The organism is Agrobacterium sp. B1(2019), assembly GCF_008274755.1.
GTDB lineage: Bacteria > Pseudomonadota > Alphaproteobacteria > Rhizobiales > Rhizobiaceae > Agrobacterium > Agrobacterium salinitolerans.
This window is the reverse complement of record NZ_VTPB01000001.1, coordinates 754334-771860: the sequence shown is the minus strand read 5'-3', so window position 1 is coordinate 771860 and position 17527 is coordinate 754334. Positions and strand designations below refer to the sequence as shown.

At 59.0% G+C, this 17527-nt stretch carries 15 protein-coding genes and 1 tRNA gene; 4 read left to right on the top strand and 12 right to left on the bottom strand.

From position 1 onward, the window contains the following. Positions 1 to 50: 50 nt before the first annotated feature. The 3 genes from AGR1_RS03710 to AGR1_RS03700 form a co-directional block, all read right to left on the bottom strand. Complete coding sequence (locus tag AGR1_RS03710) at positions 51 to 455, bottom strand: hypothetical protein (protein ID WP_149146225.1); 405 nt, start codon at positions 453 to 455, stop codon at positions 51 to 53. Then, complete coding sequence (locus AGR1_RS03705; protein ID WP_149146224.1) at positions 455 to 778, bottom strand: hypothetical protein; 324 nt, start codon at positions 776 to 778, stop codon at positions 455 to 457. The genes AGR1_RS03710 and AGR1_RS03705 overlap by 1 nt, the downstream gene beginning before the upstream one ends. A gap of 891 nt (positions 779 to 1669) precedes the next feature. Continuing rightward, a tRNA-Thr gene (locus AGR1_RS03700) sits at positions 1670 to 1745 on the bottom strand. 213 nt (positions 1746 to 1958) lie between these two features. Here AGR1_RS03700 and AGR1_RS03695 point away from each other — a divergent pair. Continuing rightward, positions 1959 to 3698 (top strand): GGDEF domain-containing protein, encoded by a 1740-nt coding sequence (locus AGR1_RS03695; protein WP_149146223.1) that lies wholly within the window; start codon positions 1959 to 1961, stop codon positions 3696 to 3698. Positions 3699 to 3707: 9 nt separating this feature from the next. Here AGR1_RS03695 and AGR1_RS03690 read toward each other — a convergent pair whose 3' ends face one another. The 5 genes from AGR1_RS03690 to AGR1_RS03665 form a co-directional block, all read right to left on the bottom strand. Then, positions 3708 to 4817, bottom strand: a complete 1110-nt coding sequence (locus tag AGR1_RS03690; RefSeq protein ID WP_149146222.1) for an endonuclease/exonuclease/phosphatase family protein — start codon at positions 4815 to 4817, stop codon at positions 3708 to 3710. 97 nt (positions 4818 to 4914) lie between these two features. Further along, the gene (locus AGR1_RS03685) at positions 4915 to 5943 is read right to left on the bottom strand and encodes an ABC transporter ATP-binding protein (protein ID WP_149146221.1); all 1029 of its coding nucleotides are present in this window, start codon (positions 5941 to 5943) and stop codon (positions 4915 to 4917) included. Next, positions 5931 to 7625, bottom strand: coding sequence for an iron ABC transporter permease (locus AGR1_RS03680; RefSeq protein ID WP_080790380.1), 1695 nt, complete (start codon positions 7623 to 7625; stop codon positions 5931 to 5933). The genes AGR1_RS03685 and AGR1_RS03680 overlap by 13 nt, the downstream gene beginning before the upstream one ends. Positions 7626 to 7634: 9 nt before the next feature. Continuing rightward, positions 7635 to 8618, bottom strand: coding sequence for an ABC transporter substrate-binding protein (locus tag AGR1_RS03675; RefSeq protein WP_080790379.1), 984 nt, complete (start codon positions 8616 to 8618; stop codon positions 7635 to 7637). Positions 8619 to 8953: 335 nt separating this feature from the next. Continuing rightward, complete coding sequence (locus AGR1_RS03665) at positions 8954 to 10198, bottom strand: PLP-dependent aminotransferase family protein (RefSeq protein ID WP_149146220.1); 1245 nt, start codon at positions 10196 to 10198, stop codon at positions 8954 to 8956. 271 nt (positions 10199 to 10469) lie between these two features. Here AGR1_RS03665 and AGR1_RS03660 point away from each other — a divergent pair, with 271 nt between their 5' ends. Both AGR1_RS03660 and AGR1_RS03655 read left to right on the top strand, forming a co-directional pair. Continuing rightward, on the top strand, positions 10470 to 10922 hold the full coding sequence (locus tag AGR1_RS03660) for an RbsD/FucU family protein (protein ID WP_080792814.1): 453 nt from the start codon (positions 10470 to 10472) through the stop codon (positions 10920 to 10922). A gap of 108 nt (positions 10923 to 11030) precedes the next feature. Continuing rightward, a complete protein-coding gene (locus AGR1_RS03655; protein ID WP_080790377.1) occupies positions 11031 to 12062 on the top strand; it encodes an endonuclease/exonuclease/phosphatase family protein in 1032 nt (343 codons plus the stop codon). Between the two features lie 71 nt (positions 12063 to 12133). On the opposite strand, the gene ilvC is transcribed toward AGR1_RS03655, so the two are convergent. The 3 genes from ilvC to AGR1_RS03640 all read right to left on the bottom strand — a co-directional run bounded on the left by ilvC (position 12134) and on the right by AGR1_RS03640 (position 14950). After that, positions 12134 to 13153 (bottom strand): ketol-acid reductoisomerase, encoded by a 1020-nt coding sequence (gene ilvC, locus AGR1_RS03650; RefSeq protein WP_077981734.1) that lies wholly within the window; start codon positions 13151 to 13153, stop codon positions 12134 to 12136. 49 nt (positions 13154 to 13202) lie between these two features. Next, the gene (locus AGR1_RS03645; protein ID WP_149146219.1) at positions 13203 to 13856 is read right to left on the bottom strand and encodes a TetR/AcrR family transcriptional regulator; all 654 of its coding nucleotides are present in this window, start codon (positions 13854 to 13856) and stop codon (positions 13203 to 13205) included. 188 nt (positions 13857 to 14044) lie between these two features. After that, entirely contained in the window at positions 14045 to 14950 is a 906-nt protein-coding gene (locus AGR1_RS03640; RefSeq protein WP_149146218.1) for an AraC family transcriptional regulator, read from the bottom strand. A gap of 190 nt (positions 14951 to 15140) precedes the next feature. Here AGR1_RS03640 and AGR1_RS03635 point away from each other — a divergent pair, with 190 nt between their 5' ends. Then, entirely contained in the window at positions 15141 to 16187 is a 1047-nt protein-coding gene (locus tag AGR1_RS03635) for an NAD(P)-dependent alcohol dehydrogenase (protein ID WP_080790374.1), read from the top strand. 70 nt (positions 16188 to 16257) lie between these two features. On the opposite strand, the gene AGR1_RS03630 is transcribed toward AGR1_RS03635, so the two are convergent. Next, the gene (locus AGR1_RS03630) at positions 16258 to 17523 is read right to left on the bottom strand and encodes an NAD(P)/FAD-dependent oxidoreductase (RefSeq protein WP_149146217.1); all 1266 of its coding nucleotides are present in this window, start codon (positions 17521 to 17523) and stop codon (positions 16258 to 16260) included. Positions 17524 to 17527: the final 4 nt, after the last annotated feature.

Genomic DNA, 17527 nt, shown 5'->3' with positions numbered 1-17527 from the left:
GGGCAATTTTCCGATGTTGCCGCTGATCCGTTACGTTTCAGCGATGAGTGTCATCGTGACTTCTCTCGCACGTGCATCAGCGTAAAAGCATTGGCTTCATCGGGCGTCAGTATGCTCTTACGCAACAGATCAGCGATTAGGCTCAGGGTCTCGTCGCCTTCGATGCCCTCGATCCGATTGAGAGCGTCAGCGAGTTGCTCAGGATATCCACTCGACCGCTTGATCTTGTAATACCTGCGCAGATTCTCAACCTTCTCAGCAGTCGTGTCGCCGCCGATGTGCCGGACGATCAGTCGTCGAGCGACCTCGTCTTGAGAAACTCCTTCATCGATCCAGGTTTCCAGGTGCAGGATGTCTTCATCTCTCATATCGCGACCAGATATCGCGATATTCGCGGACATTTGGCGGACACGATATTTTTGTGCTTTTTTTGAACGGTCTCGAAAACTGTACATCAGAGCTTCCATCCGTATCGCTTAGGATGTGCCGCGACCTTAGCCTCAGTGATGGAGCCATCTTGCTTGTCGAGTGGATTCACATAGAGCGCTCTCGACGTCTCCAGAGCATTCCAAAATTCATATTCCTCATTATTCATGTCTGAGACAAACGCGCGTTGCTGATCATCCGACATTTCGAGATAGCGCTCACATTCATCGATCTGGCCGAAATCAAAATCGAGTGGCAGATATTTCAATCGCAAGTGGACTTTCACCTCGGCCGACCGCAGCTTCCAGTCATCGATCAGTCCGGTGATCATCGCGGGCTTATTGTCCGACATGTCAACAATATCTCCGGCTTCGTCCTACCTGGCGCAGTCAACGTTCTAGGGAGTCTACGGCAACCTAAAATAAATTAAAATAGGTTGCGGGCACAGCGTGATAGGTTGCTGAGAAATATGTCGTAAAGTTCATATTTGTTGCCGAATATGTCTTATAGGTCATATTTTCGGCGGCGGTTTGACGTGAGCAAGCTGACGACGAATGATATTACTATCCCTAGGGGACGGGGGCAGGCTTTTACGCTGTCCGACGACCGCACCTTTGTCCTGCGGTCGATAAAAATGAGATGTGGTTCAAAACCGCATGGACAGTGCCCGAGAGTACACCGAGAGTGCTCCGGTTCCTGACCGTTCCGGAGCACTCAATCTCTAAGAATTTTCCCGATCAGCCATTCTGCGTCACCGCGAGTGCGGCACTTGGAACAACTTACGTACGATCCGAGGCTACTAATGTAGACGCCTTTGCCGAACCGTCGGGATAGCTCCCACCTATCCAACATTGCGTGATGCCCGCATTTCCTGCATCTGCAGCCTAACGTGTACCACTGTGGCAGTGCGCCAAGTGTCGTATAGATCAGCTGTCCTGCGTCAGAGACATCAGTCACAAGATCGATACCTCGACGATGTTTCATCACAGCCTCCGACCCGATAGGAATTTGTTCCTGTTTTGTTCTAGTTACAGCTGGAAGTCAAGGTCGTGTCGTGCACTGGATGGATCATTGACTTTGTTGAAAACCGATCACGAACGCGTGATCAAAATCTGTTGACGAGCACTGTGAATCACTAGTTTTCCGCCGTCGTGATTGATCTGTGATTGATTCACAGGGTTTTCGCCGCCACTCCGTCAACGGATTTTGCGTAAAATTGCAACGATTTCAATGATATAGTGACTGGTGCCCCCGGCAGGGTTCGAACCCGCGACCCCCTGATTACAAATCAGGTGCTCTACCAACTGAGCTACAAGGGCAAGCCAGTGCCTTGCCAACTATCAGATTCTGACTTGGTGTAAAGCAAAAACTGACGCCATGGCATCGACAGGCCGCTTTTCCACACCGTTGCCAGCCGGTCTGTTTGCATGATCGCGATTGTGGCAAAAGGCCCGGAAAATAAGCGAAGTATTTACGCAGCGTCACTAAAATGGCGATGAAACATGACCATTCCAGTGAGAACAACGCATCATATGCGCGCGAGCATACAGAAAATCCAGCTGACAGGCACGATCATCATCGCCGTAAGCTCAATCCTGCTGGCAACCCTTGCCGCGCTGCCCAGCGTCTACAATTATATACGTTATCGCACCAATGCCGCGCAGCTCACCCGCTTTGAAACCGCTCTCCAGTCGGCATGGCTGGTATCGGCAGAGCGAGGCCCCGCCAATAATCTGATGGGCGCATCCGTGCCGGATGAGGGACTGATCGAAGGGCTTGCGACCGCGCGCAAGGCAACGGACGACAAGCTGTCGGAGCTGGAGAAATCCTTCACCGAAGATATCAGAACGCAGCCCGAACTGGCGAAGTCACTTGCTGAAACCCGCCAGGCTCTCGAACAATCGCGAGAACTGGTCGATCAGGTTGCCGCGCTCTCCCCTGACGTACGCAACAACGGCGCGATGTCCAACGCGATTTCATCGATGTTCAGGGCGGCGGACAGCGTCAATCTGCTGCGCGGCAGGGCCGCACGCGCCATCATCAAGGCGACGCCCGATGTGGCGATCGACATCGCACTGACGGGTACGGCGGGTGTGATGCGGGACCGGATCGGCCGCCTCGGCTCTTATGTCATCATGAGTCTCAAGGCGAACAGGCAGGAAAAGCTCCGTTATCGCGCCAAGTTCGACACCGAGATGCAGAGCCTGCTGTCGCTGAAAGCATCGCTGACCAATTATACCGCCGCCTATCTGTCGACGCCGCGACTGGACGCGGCATTGCGCGATCTTGAAACCCAATATTTCAGTCAGGCTTTGCTTTACGCGCAGAACACGATCGTGATGGCCGTGCCATCCGCCCAGCCAAGCGCTCTTGAATTCTCCAGAAACTATATTGCAGGCATGCGGTCGTCCGACACGTTGCGTGACCTCATTCTGTCCGAAACGCGCGCGCGGATCGAAAGGAAAAAGCACGAGGCCCTGATCTACGGCGGAGCGTCGCTCTTTCTCGCTGGCATTGCTGTGCTGGTGCTATTGCGGCTGACATCGGTTTACAAAACCGCGCTGTTCCGGCCGATGCAATCCGTCCAGGCGCAGATCGCTGCCATCGCCGGTGGTGATCTTTCCGAGGGCAATCATGAGGACAGGGTTGCTCCGGAAGTGAAGAAGATGTTCGAGGAACTGGATTTCCTGCGCGAACAGCTTCGCCAGAAGGGCGAAATGGAAAACCAGCAGCGTGCGCTGGCCGAACAGCTGCGCACACTTTCCGAAACCGATGCCCTGACTGGCGTTTTTAACCGCCGCGCACTCGAAAAGGCGGTTCGCTCCATTTTGACGGGCGAGGAGCAATGTCAGTCGCTCGGCGTGATGATTGTCGATATCGACCACTTCAAATCAATCAACGACCGTTTTGGTCATGCCATGGGTGACATCGCGCTTCAGAAGACCGCGGGCCTGTTGCGCAGCGCCTTGCGCAAGGATGATATTCTTGCCAGATATGGCGGCGAGGAATTCGTCGTCGTGTTGCAGAATGTCAGCCACGCCACGGCGACGGCGACGGCCGACCGCCTTCGCCGCCTGATCGAAGCCCAGACCATCGACGCGCAAAGCGGCCTCTCACTGACGGCAAGTTTCGGCGTGGTCTGGCAGGAGGCACGCACGATCAACAGTTGGGACGAGTTGATCGCCATCGCCGACGACCGGCTTTACGAAGCCAAGCGTGCGGGCCGTAACCGGGTCTGGGCAACCTATTTCCCAAAGGTCGCGAACGGCTAGGAGCATCGCCTAGATCAAATCCAGCGTCATGACCACGGGGCAATGATCGGAAGCCTTCGGGCGATCCCAGCCGGTGCGGGGATAACGTTCGACCTCTTGTCCCGGCGGGAATATCGTCCGGAAAGGCTGTCCATTGCGAATGATGTCGGGAACATGTGTGGCGTTCGTCTCCGCCAGACGCGGGGACAGCCAGATATAGTCGAGCTGGCACAGATGCTGCTCCTGCGGCCCGCGTGAATGGTAGAGCGTCCAGCGATCCATGACGTCACGGCGCGTCATCGGATTGACCACGAAACCATCGGCGGTGAAGATATCGAGCGCGCTGCGCTCCTCCTCGACAGGCTCGAAGCTGTAGCCACTGCGCCTGTCGCCGGAAATCGCGACACGCTCTTGATAATCATTCATATCGCCGCAGATCGCGAAATTCTTGTTGCGGGAATTGCCCACACCCCAGCGGTTTTCAATGATACGGCGCACGGCCATGGCCTCCGCCTCACGGATCGGCATTGTGGCGATGCGGGCGTCGACCGCATCGCGGGCATTGGTCATGGATTTAAAATGCGTGACGTAAAGCGTCAGCGGCTTGCCGCCGATCCGCAGATCGATTTCCAGGCAATCCCGTTTGAAAATCTTGTCATCGATCTGGTTTGTGGCGGCAAGCGCGGAATTGAAAAGATCGAGATTGCGATAGGTGAGCGCGGCATGGCTCTTGATATCGACCACCTCGATCCTGTCACCGTCGCGCGTCTCCTCGCGCATGACGACGGCGACATCGATGCCACGGCCGTCATTGCCCTCAACCAGATATTTCTGCAGGTAGCCATTACCGACCATGCGGTAGAGATAACCATATTCAAAGGCCTGCAACGCCGCCATATTGTCGACTTCCTGCAGGCAAAGGATATCGGCATCCGCATCCGCAATGGCGAGCGCTGAAAGCTGGCGGGTATCATCGGTGGAAGACACCATGCGCGCGCTTTCCAACGCCTGATAGGTGGCCTCGTCCCTGATATCGAAGAGCTGGATCGCCCTGTCGCGCCGCGTCTGGTTGCGAAAACCGGTGAAATCGAAACGGGTGAGAAGGTTTTCGATATTGAAGGTGGCGAGCCGAAGCGACATGGTTCATTCCTATTGCTGCAGGGAAAGCTTAGCCCGCCGCCTCGCCAGTAGCTAGGGCCACGTCCTTCACCCTCCCTCGGGAAGTACACTTATCGCACTAAAGCCGCCACGCCGCGCGAATGGCCACCGGCAGACGGTCTCCGACGGCGACCGCTTCGCGCGAATAGGCCCTGAGCGCCTGCCCATCCGGCAGATCGAGACGCAGGGCGTAACGCTCACCCTCATAAAGAACCGATGTGACGGCGCAGGTGATGCCATCCGCATCCCGCACCACATCCTGCGGCCGCACGAGAATATCCGCCTGCGGCAATTGCCTGCCGCTCTCCATCGCCGCCCGAAGCCCCGTCCAGTCGAGATCGCGCGAAGTCCCTTCCGGCACGGGCAAGATCACGATCGCCCCCTGCCCCACCAGCGAACCGACCAGCCTGCCTTCGGGCCGCGCATAAAGCTCCGCCGGCGGCGCCACCTGCAAGAGCTTGCCCTGTGACATGACGGCGACATCGGTCGCCAGCGCCATGGCTTCCGCCTGATCGTGGGTGACGTAGATCATCGTTGCGCCGGAGCGGGCATGGAACTCACGGAACGTCTCCTCCATCTCCTGCCTGAGGTGCCGGTCGAGATTTGCCAGCGGCTCGTCGAGCAGCACCACGTCGGGCTCGGTAACGAGGCAGCGGGCAAGCGCCACACGCTGCCGCTGGCCGCCGGACAATTCGGCGGGACGGCGATCGGCGAAGCTCTCGAGACGGACGGCGGCCAGCGCCTGGCGCACCTTCTCGCGATATTTCTCACCCGAAATACCGCGCACCTTCAGGGGATAACCGGCATTGTCGGCAACCGACATATGCGGCCACAGCGCATAGGACTGGAACACCATCGCCATGTTGCGCCGCTCCGGCGGCACCATGCTGCCGGCATCGGCCAGCACCCGCTCGCCAAGCAGGATGGAACCGTCGGTCGGCTGTTCGAAACCGGCGATCATGCGCAGCACGGTCGTCTTGCCGCAGCCGGAAGGCCCGAGCAGAGCGAGAAAACCGCCTTCCCGCACGGCAAGCGAAACATCGTCGACGGCTGGCTTTGAACCGGCACCGAAACTCTTCGACAGGCGGTTGAGGATCAGTTTCGCCAAGGGACCACTCCTTTCGGCAGATAGCGCCCCAGAATTTCGAGCAGCAGCATAAGGACAATGACCATGATGACGACAAGCACCGAAAGTGCAGAAGCAAGATCGAAGCTGCCGCTGTCATCGAGGTTGTAGATGAGTACGCCGAGCGTCTGTGTGCCGGCCGACCAGAGAAGCGCCGATACCGTCAGCTCGTTACACGCGATCAGGAAAACGAGAATGACCGAAGCACCGGCCGCAGGCCCGACCAGCGGCAGGATGATATCCTTCAGTCGCCGCCAGAAACCGGCGCCGGAGAGCCTTGCTGCCTCTTCCAGCGATGGATCGAATTGCAGGAAGGCGCTGACCATGGGTTTCAGGCTGACGGCGAAGAAGGAGGAGAAATAGGCGAGCAGAATGATCCAGATCGTGCCGTAGAGCGTGATGCCGACAAGCGGGATGGGAGCGGCGAAAAGCAGCACGAAGGAGACGGAAATGACGACGCCCGGCAGCGCATAGGGGATATCCACCAGCGCCGAGAGCAGAAACATGAAACGGCTCTTGCCCCGCACCAGGAAATAGGCCGTCAACACCGTCACCGCCAGCAGGCAAAGCGAAGTGGCCGTCGCCAGAAACAGCGAATTGCGGAAGGCAGTACGCGTCACGCTCTGCCGATAGAGCAATTCCTCATAGGCATGCAGCGTCGCCGTCTTGAGGTTGAGCGGAACACCATAGGCAGGCGCGAGCGAGCTTGCCACCAACGCCGTCAGCGGCGCCACCAGCATGAAGAGCAGCACCAGCCACAGCGCAAACTCCGCCGCCACCCGCCACAGCCCAAGCCCGAATGTCGCCGCCTTGCCGGAAAGCCCGATGATACGATAGTCCCTGCCCTTCATCGCCCGCTCCTGAAGCGCGAGCCCGGCGACCGAGATGATGGCGATCATGGTGGAGAGAATGGCGATATCGCCGAATGTGCTGGTGCCGAAACTGGCAAAACGACTGTAAATCAAGGTCGGCAAAGTGAAGATCGAGGCGGGGATGCCGAGGATCGCCGGAATGCCGAAATTGCCGACATTGGAGACGAAGGAGATCGCCGCCCCGGCGATCAATCCCGGCGTCGACAGCGGCAGGATAATATCGAACAGTACCCGGCGCGGCGAAGCGCCGGAAAGCTTGGCAGCCTCGATGCCGTCCTGCGGCAAGGCCAGCAGACCGGCCCGCAGCGACAGATAGACGAGCGGCGCATGCTGCACACCCAGCAGAAGCGCGATGCCCGTAATCGAATAAAGCGGCTGCGGCGAACCCAGTGCCGGCGCAAGGCCGATGGCCTTCAACAGCGTGCTCGACGGTCCTGTCATACCGATCCACGACAGCGCCGTCACCTGCGGCGGGATCATCATCGGCAGCATGAACAGGAAACTTAAGATCGACTTGCCGCGGATGTCGCAGAGCGTCAGCGCAAGCGCAAAGGCGCCGCCGATGGCAAGTGAAATCAGCATGCCGAAAAACGAGGTGGAGAGCGTATTCAGAGCCGCACCCCAAAGGGCGGGATCGGCCAGAAGCCGCCATATATCACCATTCAGCGACGAGATAACGCCGGTATAGGCGAGCCGCCCGAGCGGCAGGGCACTCAGCGCGAAAACAACACTCACTACAAAAGGAAACAGCCAGCGCGGCTGGCTGCTTCCATAGGCATTGGAACGGGTCATTCCGCTATATCAGCCTTTGGAGCCGAAAATGTCGGAGAAAGTCTTCAGGTCCTGTTCGGAGTTCTTCAGCGCATCGGCAGCGTTGAGCGGCAGAACCTTGATCTTGTCGCGAGCCGGAAAACCTTCCGGCATGCCGGCATCGGCACGAACCGGAATGTAGCCGAGCTTGACGAAGCCCTGCTGGCCCTTTTCGGAAAGCACGTAGTCGACGAACTTCTTCGCCGCTTCCTCGTGCTTGGTGCCCTTGATGATCGCGACCGGCTCGGTGACGGCCGATACGCCCTCTTCCGGGAAGACGAACTCGACGGGTGCGCCCTTGGCCTTTTCGCGGATCGGCATGTAATCGACGACCACGCCATAGGCCTTTTCGCCTGAAGCAACGGACTTCAGAACCGCGCCATTGCCGCCGCCGGCAATGGCTTCATTGGCCTTAAGCTGCTTGTAATAATCCCAGCCGAGGCCGTTTGCGGCGGCAAGCGTCTGCGCATGGATCAGCGCCGCACCCGAGGTCAGCGGGCTTGGCATGGTGACGAGACCCTTGGCTTCCGCCTTGGCAAGATCCTTCCAGCTCGTCGGTTTCATCGCGGCAGCCTTGTTGTACATGATGCCGGTGGTGATGAGCTTGGTGGAATAATAGAAGCCATCCGCGTCATAAAGCGAGGCGTCGATATTCTTGGCTTCGGGAGACTTGTGGGCGAGAAGCTGGCCAGCCTGCTTCATGCGCTCCAGCGTCACGGTGTCGGCGATCAGAAGCACGTCGGCAACCGGATTTCCGGCATTGATCTCGGCCATCAGCTTGGCCATGATCTTCGGCGTTCCGTCACGCACCCAATCGACTTCGAGACCCGGATTGGCGGCCTTGAAGCCATCAACGGTCGCCTGCGCGTCCTCATTGGGCTGGCTGGTGTAGAGCACCAGATCGGCGGCATTGGCAGCGGTGGCGATGAAGCCGAGCGATACGATGGCGGTGAAAGCGGAAAGCAGCGTTTTCATGGGTCCAGTCCCTGTTGTTTCGTGGGACCGCTAAAACATGATTGCATAACATGTATGTGACAGGCAGGATTTTTGGGGTGTGATCTCTTTAATGCATGGGAGCGTAGGCGGGAGAGCGCAACTCCTCTTGGAGATTGTGGCTTACCCCCCTCTGCCCTGCCGGGCATCTCCCCCACAAGGAGGGAGATCGGCAAGACGCTCTCTCACCACTACGCTCTCAAACGTTGGGATGGGCGGAAACATAGCCGCAGATCGATCTCCCCCCTTGTGGGGGAGATGTCCGGCAGGACAGAGGGGGGTGAAACCGCAAGCTCCGTCGTTGCCGCAAAGCCCCTTCAAATCGCCGGAACCGCCTCGCCCGTTTCCGCCTGAGCCGTCGCAATCAACCGGCCAAGCCGCTTCATGCCTTCCTCGATCATCGCCTCATTGGCGCAGGAGAAGCTGATACGCAGCGTATTCGTGCCGGAGCCGTCCGCGAAGAAGGCGCGGCCGGGAACGAAAGCGACCTTTTCCGTGGCGATGGATTTCGCCAGCAATGCGGCGCCATCCATACCCTCAGGCAGCGTCACCCAGATGAACATGCCGCCTTCCGGCTTCGTCCAGCTGGTCGTCTTCGGCATATACTTCTCGAGTGCGGCCAGCATGGCATCGCGACGCGCGCTGTAGGCTGCCTTGATCTTGGCGACTTGGCTGTCGAAACCGCGCGAGGCGACGCGTTCGATGGCGATCTGGTTGATGGTCGAGGAATGCAGGTCGGCGGCCTGCTTCATCAACACCAGCTTGCGGATAACCGGCGAGGAAGCAACGATGTAACCGACACGAAGGCCGGGTGCGAGCGTCTTTGAAAAGCTGCCGCAATAGATGGTGCGGGTGTTCTCGATGCCGCCAGAACGGGCGATATCAAGCGCCATGATCGGCGGAACAGCCTCGCCATCGTAACGCAGCGACTGATAGGCCGCGTCTTCGATGACGGCGATATCCAGCTCGTCGGCCAGCGCCAGAACCTTTTCGCGGCCGGCCAGATCGACGGTTTCACCGGTCGGATTGGAGAAATCGGCCGAGAGATAGGCGAATTTCACCGCGCCGCCGAGCTTGGCCGCTGTTTCGCGGTAAGCCTCGGGCGTACGGTTGCCGCCGGGGTTCAGCTGGTCGTAATTCGGCTCATAGGCGTTGAAGGCGGAAAGCGCGCCGAGATAGGTCGGCCAGGTTACCAGCGCCGTATCCTTCGGCGACAGGAACAGCTTGCCGAGATAATCGAGACCCTGCTGCGAACCGGAAACGATGAAGACGTTGTCGGCGGTGCATTCGATGCCGATCTTGTCCATTTCGCCCGCCAGCCACTCACGCAGCGGCTTGTAACCCTCGCTTACCGAATATTGCAGCGCCGAGTTGACCTGCGAACCGGAAAAAATTTCCGCGTAAGCCTGCTGAAACTCCTCTGCGGGGAAAAGGGCCGGGTCCGGAATGCCGCCGGCAAAGGAGATGATATCGGGCTGCTCCAGCAGCTTCAGCAACTCACGGATTTCAGACGCTTTCATACGCGAAGAGCGCGTGGCGAAAATTTGTTCCCAATCAAGCATGGGTACGTTTCCTCTTGTGTCGTTTTTATGCGTGCATCTTTACAGAAATGTCGATACGTCAGCAATACTGACTTATCAGTTTTTCGAATTATTTCTGCCTCCCTGCACATTGCCCGCAACCGACCTGCATCGACGCCCGGATTTGCGGACAAAGCCAAATACACCCTTGCGCAAAGCTTCACAATCACACCTTTGCGATTGACGCGGCATGGTTTTCCGGCTGGATTGCGCGCGCCGCGAGACGGCGAAAGCATCATGGGAGTTTGACGACATGTTGAAAAATATCGACCCGGCGCTGAACGCCGATGTTCTGCACGCGCTGCGCGCCATGGGTCACGGCGATACACTGGTGATCTCGGACACTAATTTCCCTTCCGATTCGGTGGCCCGCCAGACCACCGTCGGCAAGGTGCTGCATATCGACAACGTCTCGGCCGCCCGCGCCATGAAGGCGATCCTGTCCGTTCTGCCGCTCGACACGCCGCTGCAACCTTCGGTCGGCCGTATGGAAGTGATGGGCGCGCCAGATCAACTGGAACCGGTGCAGGCCGAAGTGCAGAAGGAAATCGACGCGGCGGAAGGAAAATCCGCCCCCATGTACGGCATCGAACGTTTTGCCTTCTACGAAAAAGCCAAGCAGGCCTATTGCGTCATCACGACAGGCGAGACGCGCTTTTACGGCTGCTTCCTGTTGACCAAGGGGGTCATCCCGCCGGGCAAATAAGATCGAACGACAGGATGGGCGTCATATCTCGCCCGTCATGACAATTTCAAGTTGTTGTGGCAAAAACTTCCACTGGGTCTGCAAAACCAACCGGAGGGGTGAGGTATCATGGCACAATATGTCCTGGCGTTCTGGAATGTCGAAAACCTGTTTGCGCCGGAGGGTTATCCGGCGCGCGAGCCGTGGATTGCCGAGCGGCTGAAGAACGATCTGAAAGGCTGGACCGAGGATCTGTTCAAGACCAAGGTCAAACAGCTCGGCATCATCATCCGGCAGATCGGCGGTGCCGGGCCAGATCTGCTCGGTGTCTGCGAGGTCGAGAACCGTTTCGTCCTGGAGACGCTGGCAGAACATCTGAACGATCTCATGCCTGAGCGCGCCTATCGCGTCGTGCACGCCGATTCCAGCAAGGACCAGCGCGGCATCGACACCGCCTTCATCTATGACAGCAAAAAGCTGCTGATCAACGAGAACGAGATTTTCAGCCATTTCGTGATGCGCCGTACCGGCACGCGCGACATTACCCAATGCACCTTCATCACCAAGGGCGGCCGCCAGCTTATCGCGCTTTCCAATCACTGGCCGTCGCGCTCGGGTGGCGCGGTCGAAAGCGCCGGTTTTCGGATGACCGCCGGCGAAACGCTCGGCTACTGGCATCAGCGTATTCGCGAGGAGAAAGGAAACGATATCGCCGTCATCGCGTTCGGCGATTTTAATGACGATCCGTCCGATGCGTCCCTGCGCTACCACGCCAATTCCACCCGCGAGCGGGACGATGTCGAAAACTCGCAATCGGCCATGTTCTATAATCTTGCCTGGAACTATTTGCGCCAGCCGGTGGTGGATTCAGTCGGCACGGCAAGGACGATCTATGGCACGCTCTATTTCAATGGCGACGCCAATATCTTCGACCAGATCCTCGTTTCCCGATCACTTCTGAGCGGCAGCAGCGGCTTCAGCGTGCGTGAGGAAACCGCGAAAGTCGAAGCCATCGCCGCCATGGTCAGCCATAGCAAAAACGAGGGGCCTATCCGCTTCGGCCTATCGAAGGGCGATGCGGTCAAAAACGTCAATCTCGGCGGATTTTCCGATCACTTCCCGGTTTCGGTCGTCATCGAGGAAGACGACGCCATCGTGTGACGGCGCATCGAAAACAAAAAAAGGCCGGAGCTTTCGCCCCGGCCTTCCAATTCTCTACCAAGCAATGAAGCTTAGTTGACAGCCTTGTCGACCAGCTTGTTCTTGCCGATCCAGGGCATCATACCGCGCAGCTTTGCGCCAACTTCTTCGATCTGGTGAACGTCGTTCATGCGGCGGATACCCTTGAAGCGGGCCGCACCCGAGCGGTATTCCTGCATCCAGTCCGAGGTGAATTTGCCGGTCTGGATGTCGTGCAGGACGCGCTTCATTTCAGCCTTGGTTTCAGCGGTGATGATGCGCGGACCGGTGACGTATTCGCCCCACTCGGCCGTGTTCGAGATCGAGTAGTTCATGTTGGCGATGCCGCCTTCGTAGATCAGGTCAACGATCAGCTTCACTTCATGCAGGCACTCGAAATAGGCCATTTCCGGTGCGTAACCGGCTTCGACCAGGGTTTCGAAACCGGCGCGGATGAGTTCGACGAGACCGCCGCACAGAACGACCTGTTCGCCGAAGAGGTCGGTTTCGCACTCTTCCTTGAAGTTGGTTTCGATGATGCCCGAACGGCCGCCGCCAACGCCGCAGGCGTAGGATAGAGCGAGTTCAAGCGCGTTGCCCGAAGCGTTCTGGTGAACGGCAACGAGGCAGGGAACGCCGCCGCCCTTCTGGTATTCGCCGCGAACCGTGTGGCCGGGGCCCTTCGGTGCGATCATGACGACGTCGAGCGATGCCTTCGGCTCGATGAGGCCGAAGTGAACGTTAAGGCCGTGTGCGAAAGCGATTGCAGCGCCATCACGGATGTTGCCGGCGATGTCGGCCTTGTAGATGTCGGCCTGCAGTTCGTCCGGGGTCGCCATCATCAGGAGGTCGCCCCACTTGGCGGCTTCGGCAACGGTCATGACCTTGAAGCCGTCGGCTTCGGCCTTCTTGACGGTCGGCGAACCGGCCTTCAGAGCGATGACGACGTTCTTGGCGCCGGAATCCTTGAGGTTCAGCGCATGGGCGCGGCCCTGGGAGCCGTAACCGACGATGACGACATTCTTGGACTTGATGAGATTGAGATCGGCATCACGATCATAATAAACGCGCATTTGATGGTCCTTCCCTAATGCTTGTCTCTCAGTTGTCTGAACCGGAATGTCAGGCGGGTTTGCCGCTGAGTTCCGAATGTACCTTTTCCGTCCCGTAGAGCGTCAGAAAGGCGACGACCGCCTTTTTTGCCCGGGCGGAAAAATCCTTGTCCGGCGCCTCGCCCAGCAGCATGCGCACATGCAGATCCGAGACGATGAGGCCGTAAAAACTGCGATATGCCTCCTCGGCATCATCGAAACGCAGGTAGCCGGAACGGCGACCCGCCTCGATCAGTCCACGCGCCCGCCGGTCGATCTGGCGACGGCCGCGTTCCAGCAGCAGATCGCCGAGCTTGGAGCCGTCACGGCTCGCCTGGCCAACGGCGAGGCGGTTCAGCGCCAGCGACACGTCGCCCGCCAGAACATCGAGGAGATCATGCGCGAAAACCTCGAGATGATCGGCAAGCTGCGGCGCAGACACACGGTCGCCCGCCTTTTCGAAGGTGCGGACCTTGCTCTGCTGGAAGGTGATCATCGCCGCCAGCAGGCCGTCGCGATCACCGAACCACTTGTAGAGGCTTTCCTTGGAACAGTTGGCGGCGCGCGCCAATCCGGATGTGGTGAGCGCTTTCTCACCACCCTTGACCAATAGACGCAATGCCTGGTCCAGAACGGCGTTCTGGCGCGGCGAAAATTCCTGCGCTGTGATCGGGTCGGAAGCCAAGTCTTTTCGTCTCCAGAGGCTCGATTGATGTACCGTACGGTACGGTTCGAGCGCCATTTAAGCGGAGGTGGCGTTGGGGTCAAGCGGATTCTTCGGGGGATGAGAAGAATTGGTGCGGTGCCCCGCAGTATGAAGGGCAGAGGGGGGTAAGCCCCACGCGCCATCGTTCCACTGTGATAGACCATCACCTACCCCGCCGCAATTTCGCGCGAGGCGTCGATATCCCGCGACGGCGACAATCCGTAAAACCGGCTATATTCCCGGCTGAACTGCGACGGGCTCTGGTAGCCGACGCGATGGCCGGCGGTGCCGGCATCCAGCCGCTCCAGCAGCATCAGCCGCCGCGCCTCATGCAGGCGAAGCTGCTTCTGATACTGAACCGGCGTCATGGCCGTGATCGTCTTGAAATGATGGTGGAAGGACGAGACGCTCATGCCGATCTGTTCGGCCAGTTCTTCAATCCGTAACTGGCGTGCGAAATTCTCGCGCAGCCAGGCGATGGCGCGGGCGATACGGTTGCCATGGCTGCCGGACGCGATGACGTTCATCAGCTGCCCGCCGGCCGGTCCGGTCAGGATGCGATAAAGGATCTCCTGCTCGATCAGGGGCGCCATGGCGGCGATGTCGGCCGGACGATCAAGCAAGCGCAGGAGCCGTATGGCGGCATCGAGAAGCTCCGGTGTTGCACTGTTGACGACGATGCCGCGCTGCGCATTCGTCGGCTCCGCCACAGGATCGATCGGTACACGCCGCATGAGATCGAGCAGCTTCTCACTGTCGACGGCAAGCGAGATGCAGAAATGCGGCACTTCCCTGCTCGCCTCCACCACCCGCCATGCAACGGGCAGATCAAGCGAGGTCAGAAGATAATCCCCCGCGCCGTAATTGATGGTGTCCGTTCCGAGTTGAACGCTTTTCGACCCCTGGATCACCATGGCAAGACAAGGACGATAGCTGCCATGGCAGGGAGCGCTCGGCGTCGTGCGCCGGCTGATGCCCAGCGTTTCGATCGCCGTGCGCACCTCGCCGTCCTCCGTGATGTGCCGCGCGGCGATGGAGGCGATCTCCTGATAGACATTGAACGGCAAGGACATGGGAAAATCCCTTAACTGAAGGAAGAGATATATTGGATGTTGCTTATCTAGAAAGCCGCCCGACATCCGCAAAGAGCACACGGGGCATTTTTTGCAGGATCGTGCAAAAAGCTCGGAGGATCACTCTAACGCCGCCTCACGCTTCCATCGCATATTCCGCCGTCCCCAACCCCTCGATAAGGATATTCAGATGGCCATTGCTAGAGGTTATGCTGCGACCGATGCGTCGAAGCCGCTTACCCCGTTCACCTTCGAACGCCGCGAGCCAAACGATGACGACGTCGTCATCGATATCAAATATGCCGGCATCTGCCACTCGGACATCCACACCGTCCGCAACGAATGGAAGAACGCCGTCTACCCGATCGTTCCCGGCCACGAAATCGCGGGCGTCGTCCGCGCCGTTGGTTCGAAGGTCACCAGGTTCAAGGTCGGCGACCATGTCGGCGTCGGCTGTTTCGTCGATTCCTGCGTCGGCTGCGCCACGCGCGATCTCGACAACGAGCAATATATGCCCGGTCTCGTCGGAACCTATAACTCCGTCGATAGAGATGGCAAGACCGCGACCCAGGGCGGCTATTCCGACCATATCGTCGTGCGGGAAGACTACGTCCTTTCCATCCCGGAAAACCTTCCGCTCGATGCCTCTGCGCCGCTTCTCTGCGCCGGCATCACGCTCTATTCGCCGCTGCATCACTGGAATGCCGGCCCCGGCAAAAAGGTCGCCATCGTCGGCATGGGTGGTCTTGGCCATATGGGCGTGAAGATCGGTTCGGCCATGGGCGCGGATATCACCGTTCTCTCCCAGTCCCTGTCGAAGAAGGAAGACGGTCTGAAGCTCGGCGCGAAGGAATATTACGCCACCAGCGATGCCTCGACCTTCGAGAAGCTCGCCGGCACCTTCGACCTGATTCTCTGCACCGTTTCCGCGGAAATCGACTGGAACGCCTATCTCAACCTGCTGAAGGTCAACGGCACGATGGTTCTGCTCGGCGTGCCGGAACATGCGATCCCGGTCCACGCTTTCTCGGTCATCCCCGGCCGTCGTTCGCTCGCCGGTTCGATGATCGGCTCGATCAAGGAAACCCAGGAAATGCTGGATTTCTGCGGCAAGCACAACATTGTTTCCGAAATCGAAAAGATCGACATCAAAGACGTCAACGAAGCCTATGAGCGCGTGCTGAAAAGCGACGTGCGTTACCGCTTCGTCATCGACATGGCCTCTCTCGACGCTTGATGCACGCAGAGACGACCAAATAAAAAGGGCGGGAAGTCATACTTCCCGCCCTTTCCTTTGTCATCTGGCCTCACGCCTCGTCCTTCAGCGTCTCTTTCTGGGTAATCAGACGCGCACTGTGCTGGCCACTCAGATAAATCCACAGCCAGCTCCACGCCACGGCCAACCGCGACCGTGTTCCGATCAGGAAGTAGATATGGGCAAGCCCCCATATCCACCACGCCAGCACGCCCTTGAGCTTGAACCGGCCGAAATCGATGACCGCCGCGCGTTTGCCAATGGTGGCCAGATTGCCCTGATGGCTGTAGCGGAAGGGCGCTGGCGATGGCTTGCCCTCCAGCCGCGCCTTGATGACCTTTGCCACATAGGCGCCCTGCTGCTTTGCCGCGGGCGCGATGCCAGGCACCGGTTTGCCGTTTTCCTGATTGACGGCGGCCGTGTCGCCGATGACGAAGATATCGGCATCATCGCCCAGATTAAGCTGTGGCCCGACAATGGTCCGCCCTGCCCTGTCGGCGGCGGCATTGAGCCATGTCGCGGCGGGCGACGCTTGCACACCGGCGGCCCAGACCACGGTGCGGCAGGGATAATAGGTCTCGCCCACCGTCACGCCCTCATCCGTGCACGCCGTCACCGGCGTGCCGAGCAGAACCTCGACGCCGAGCTTTTCGAGCGCCTCTTTGGCATAGGCTGAAAGATTTTCCGTGAAGACCGGCAGGACGCGAGGGCCGGCCTCGACGAGCAGCACCCGCGTCTTCCGGGTATCCACATTGCGGAATTCCGCCGGCAGCGCCCTGTGGGCCAGCTCAGCGATCATGCCCGCCATTTCCACGCCCGTCGGACCTGCACCGATAATGACGAAGGTCAACAGCGCCTGTCGTTCCTCCTCATTGGTGGCGAGTTCGGCCCGCTCGAAGGCCAGAAGCAGGCGGCGGCGGATTGTCGTCGCATCTTCCAGCGTCTTGAGGCCGGGGGCGGAACGCTCCCACTCGTCACGGCCAAAATAGGCGTGGCGCGCGCCGGTGGCCAGCACCAGCGTATCGAAGCCGATCACCTGTCCGGAATTCAGCTGCACGGTCCGCGCCGCACGGTCCACACCGGTCACCTCCGCAAGCAGGGTCGTCACCTCCTTGCGGTCGCGATAGAGATGGCGGATCGGCCAGGCGATTTCGGATGTCGCCAGCGCGGTCGTCGCAACCTGATACAGCAACGGCTGAAACAGGTGGTGATTGCGACGGTCGATCAATGTGATGCGGACAGGGAGCCCCTCCAGCCCGTGCACCAGTTGTAAACCGCCGAAGCCTCCACCCACGACGACAACATGATGTTCTTCCATATGT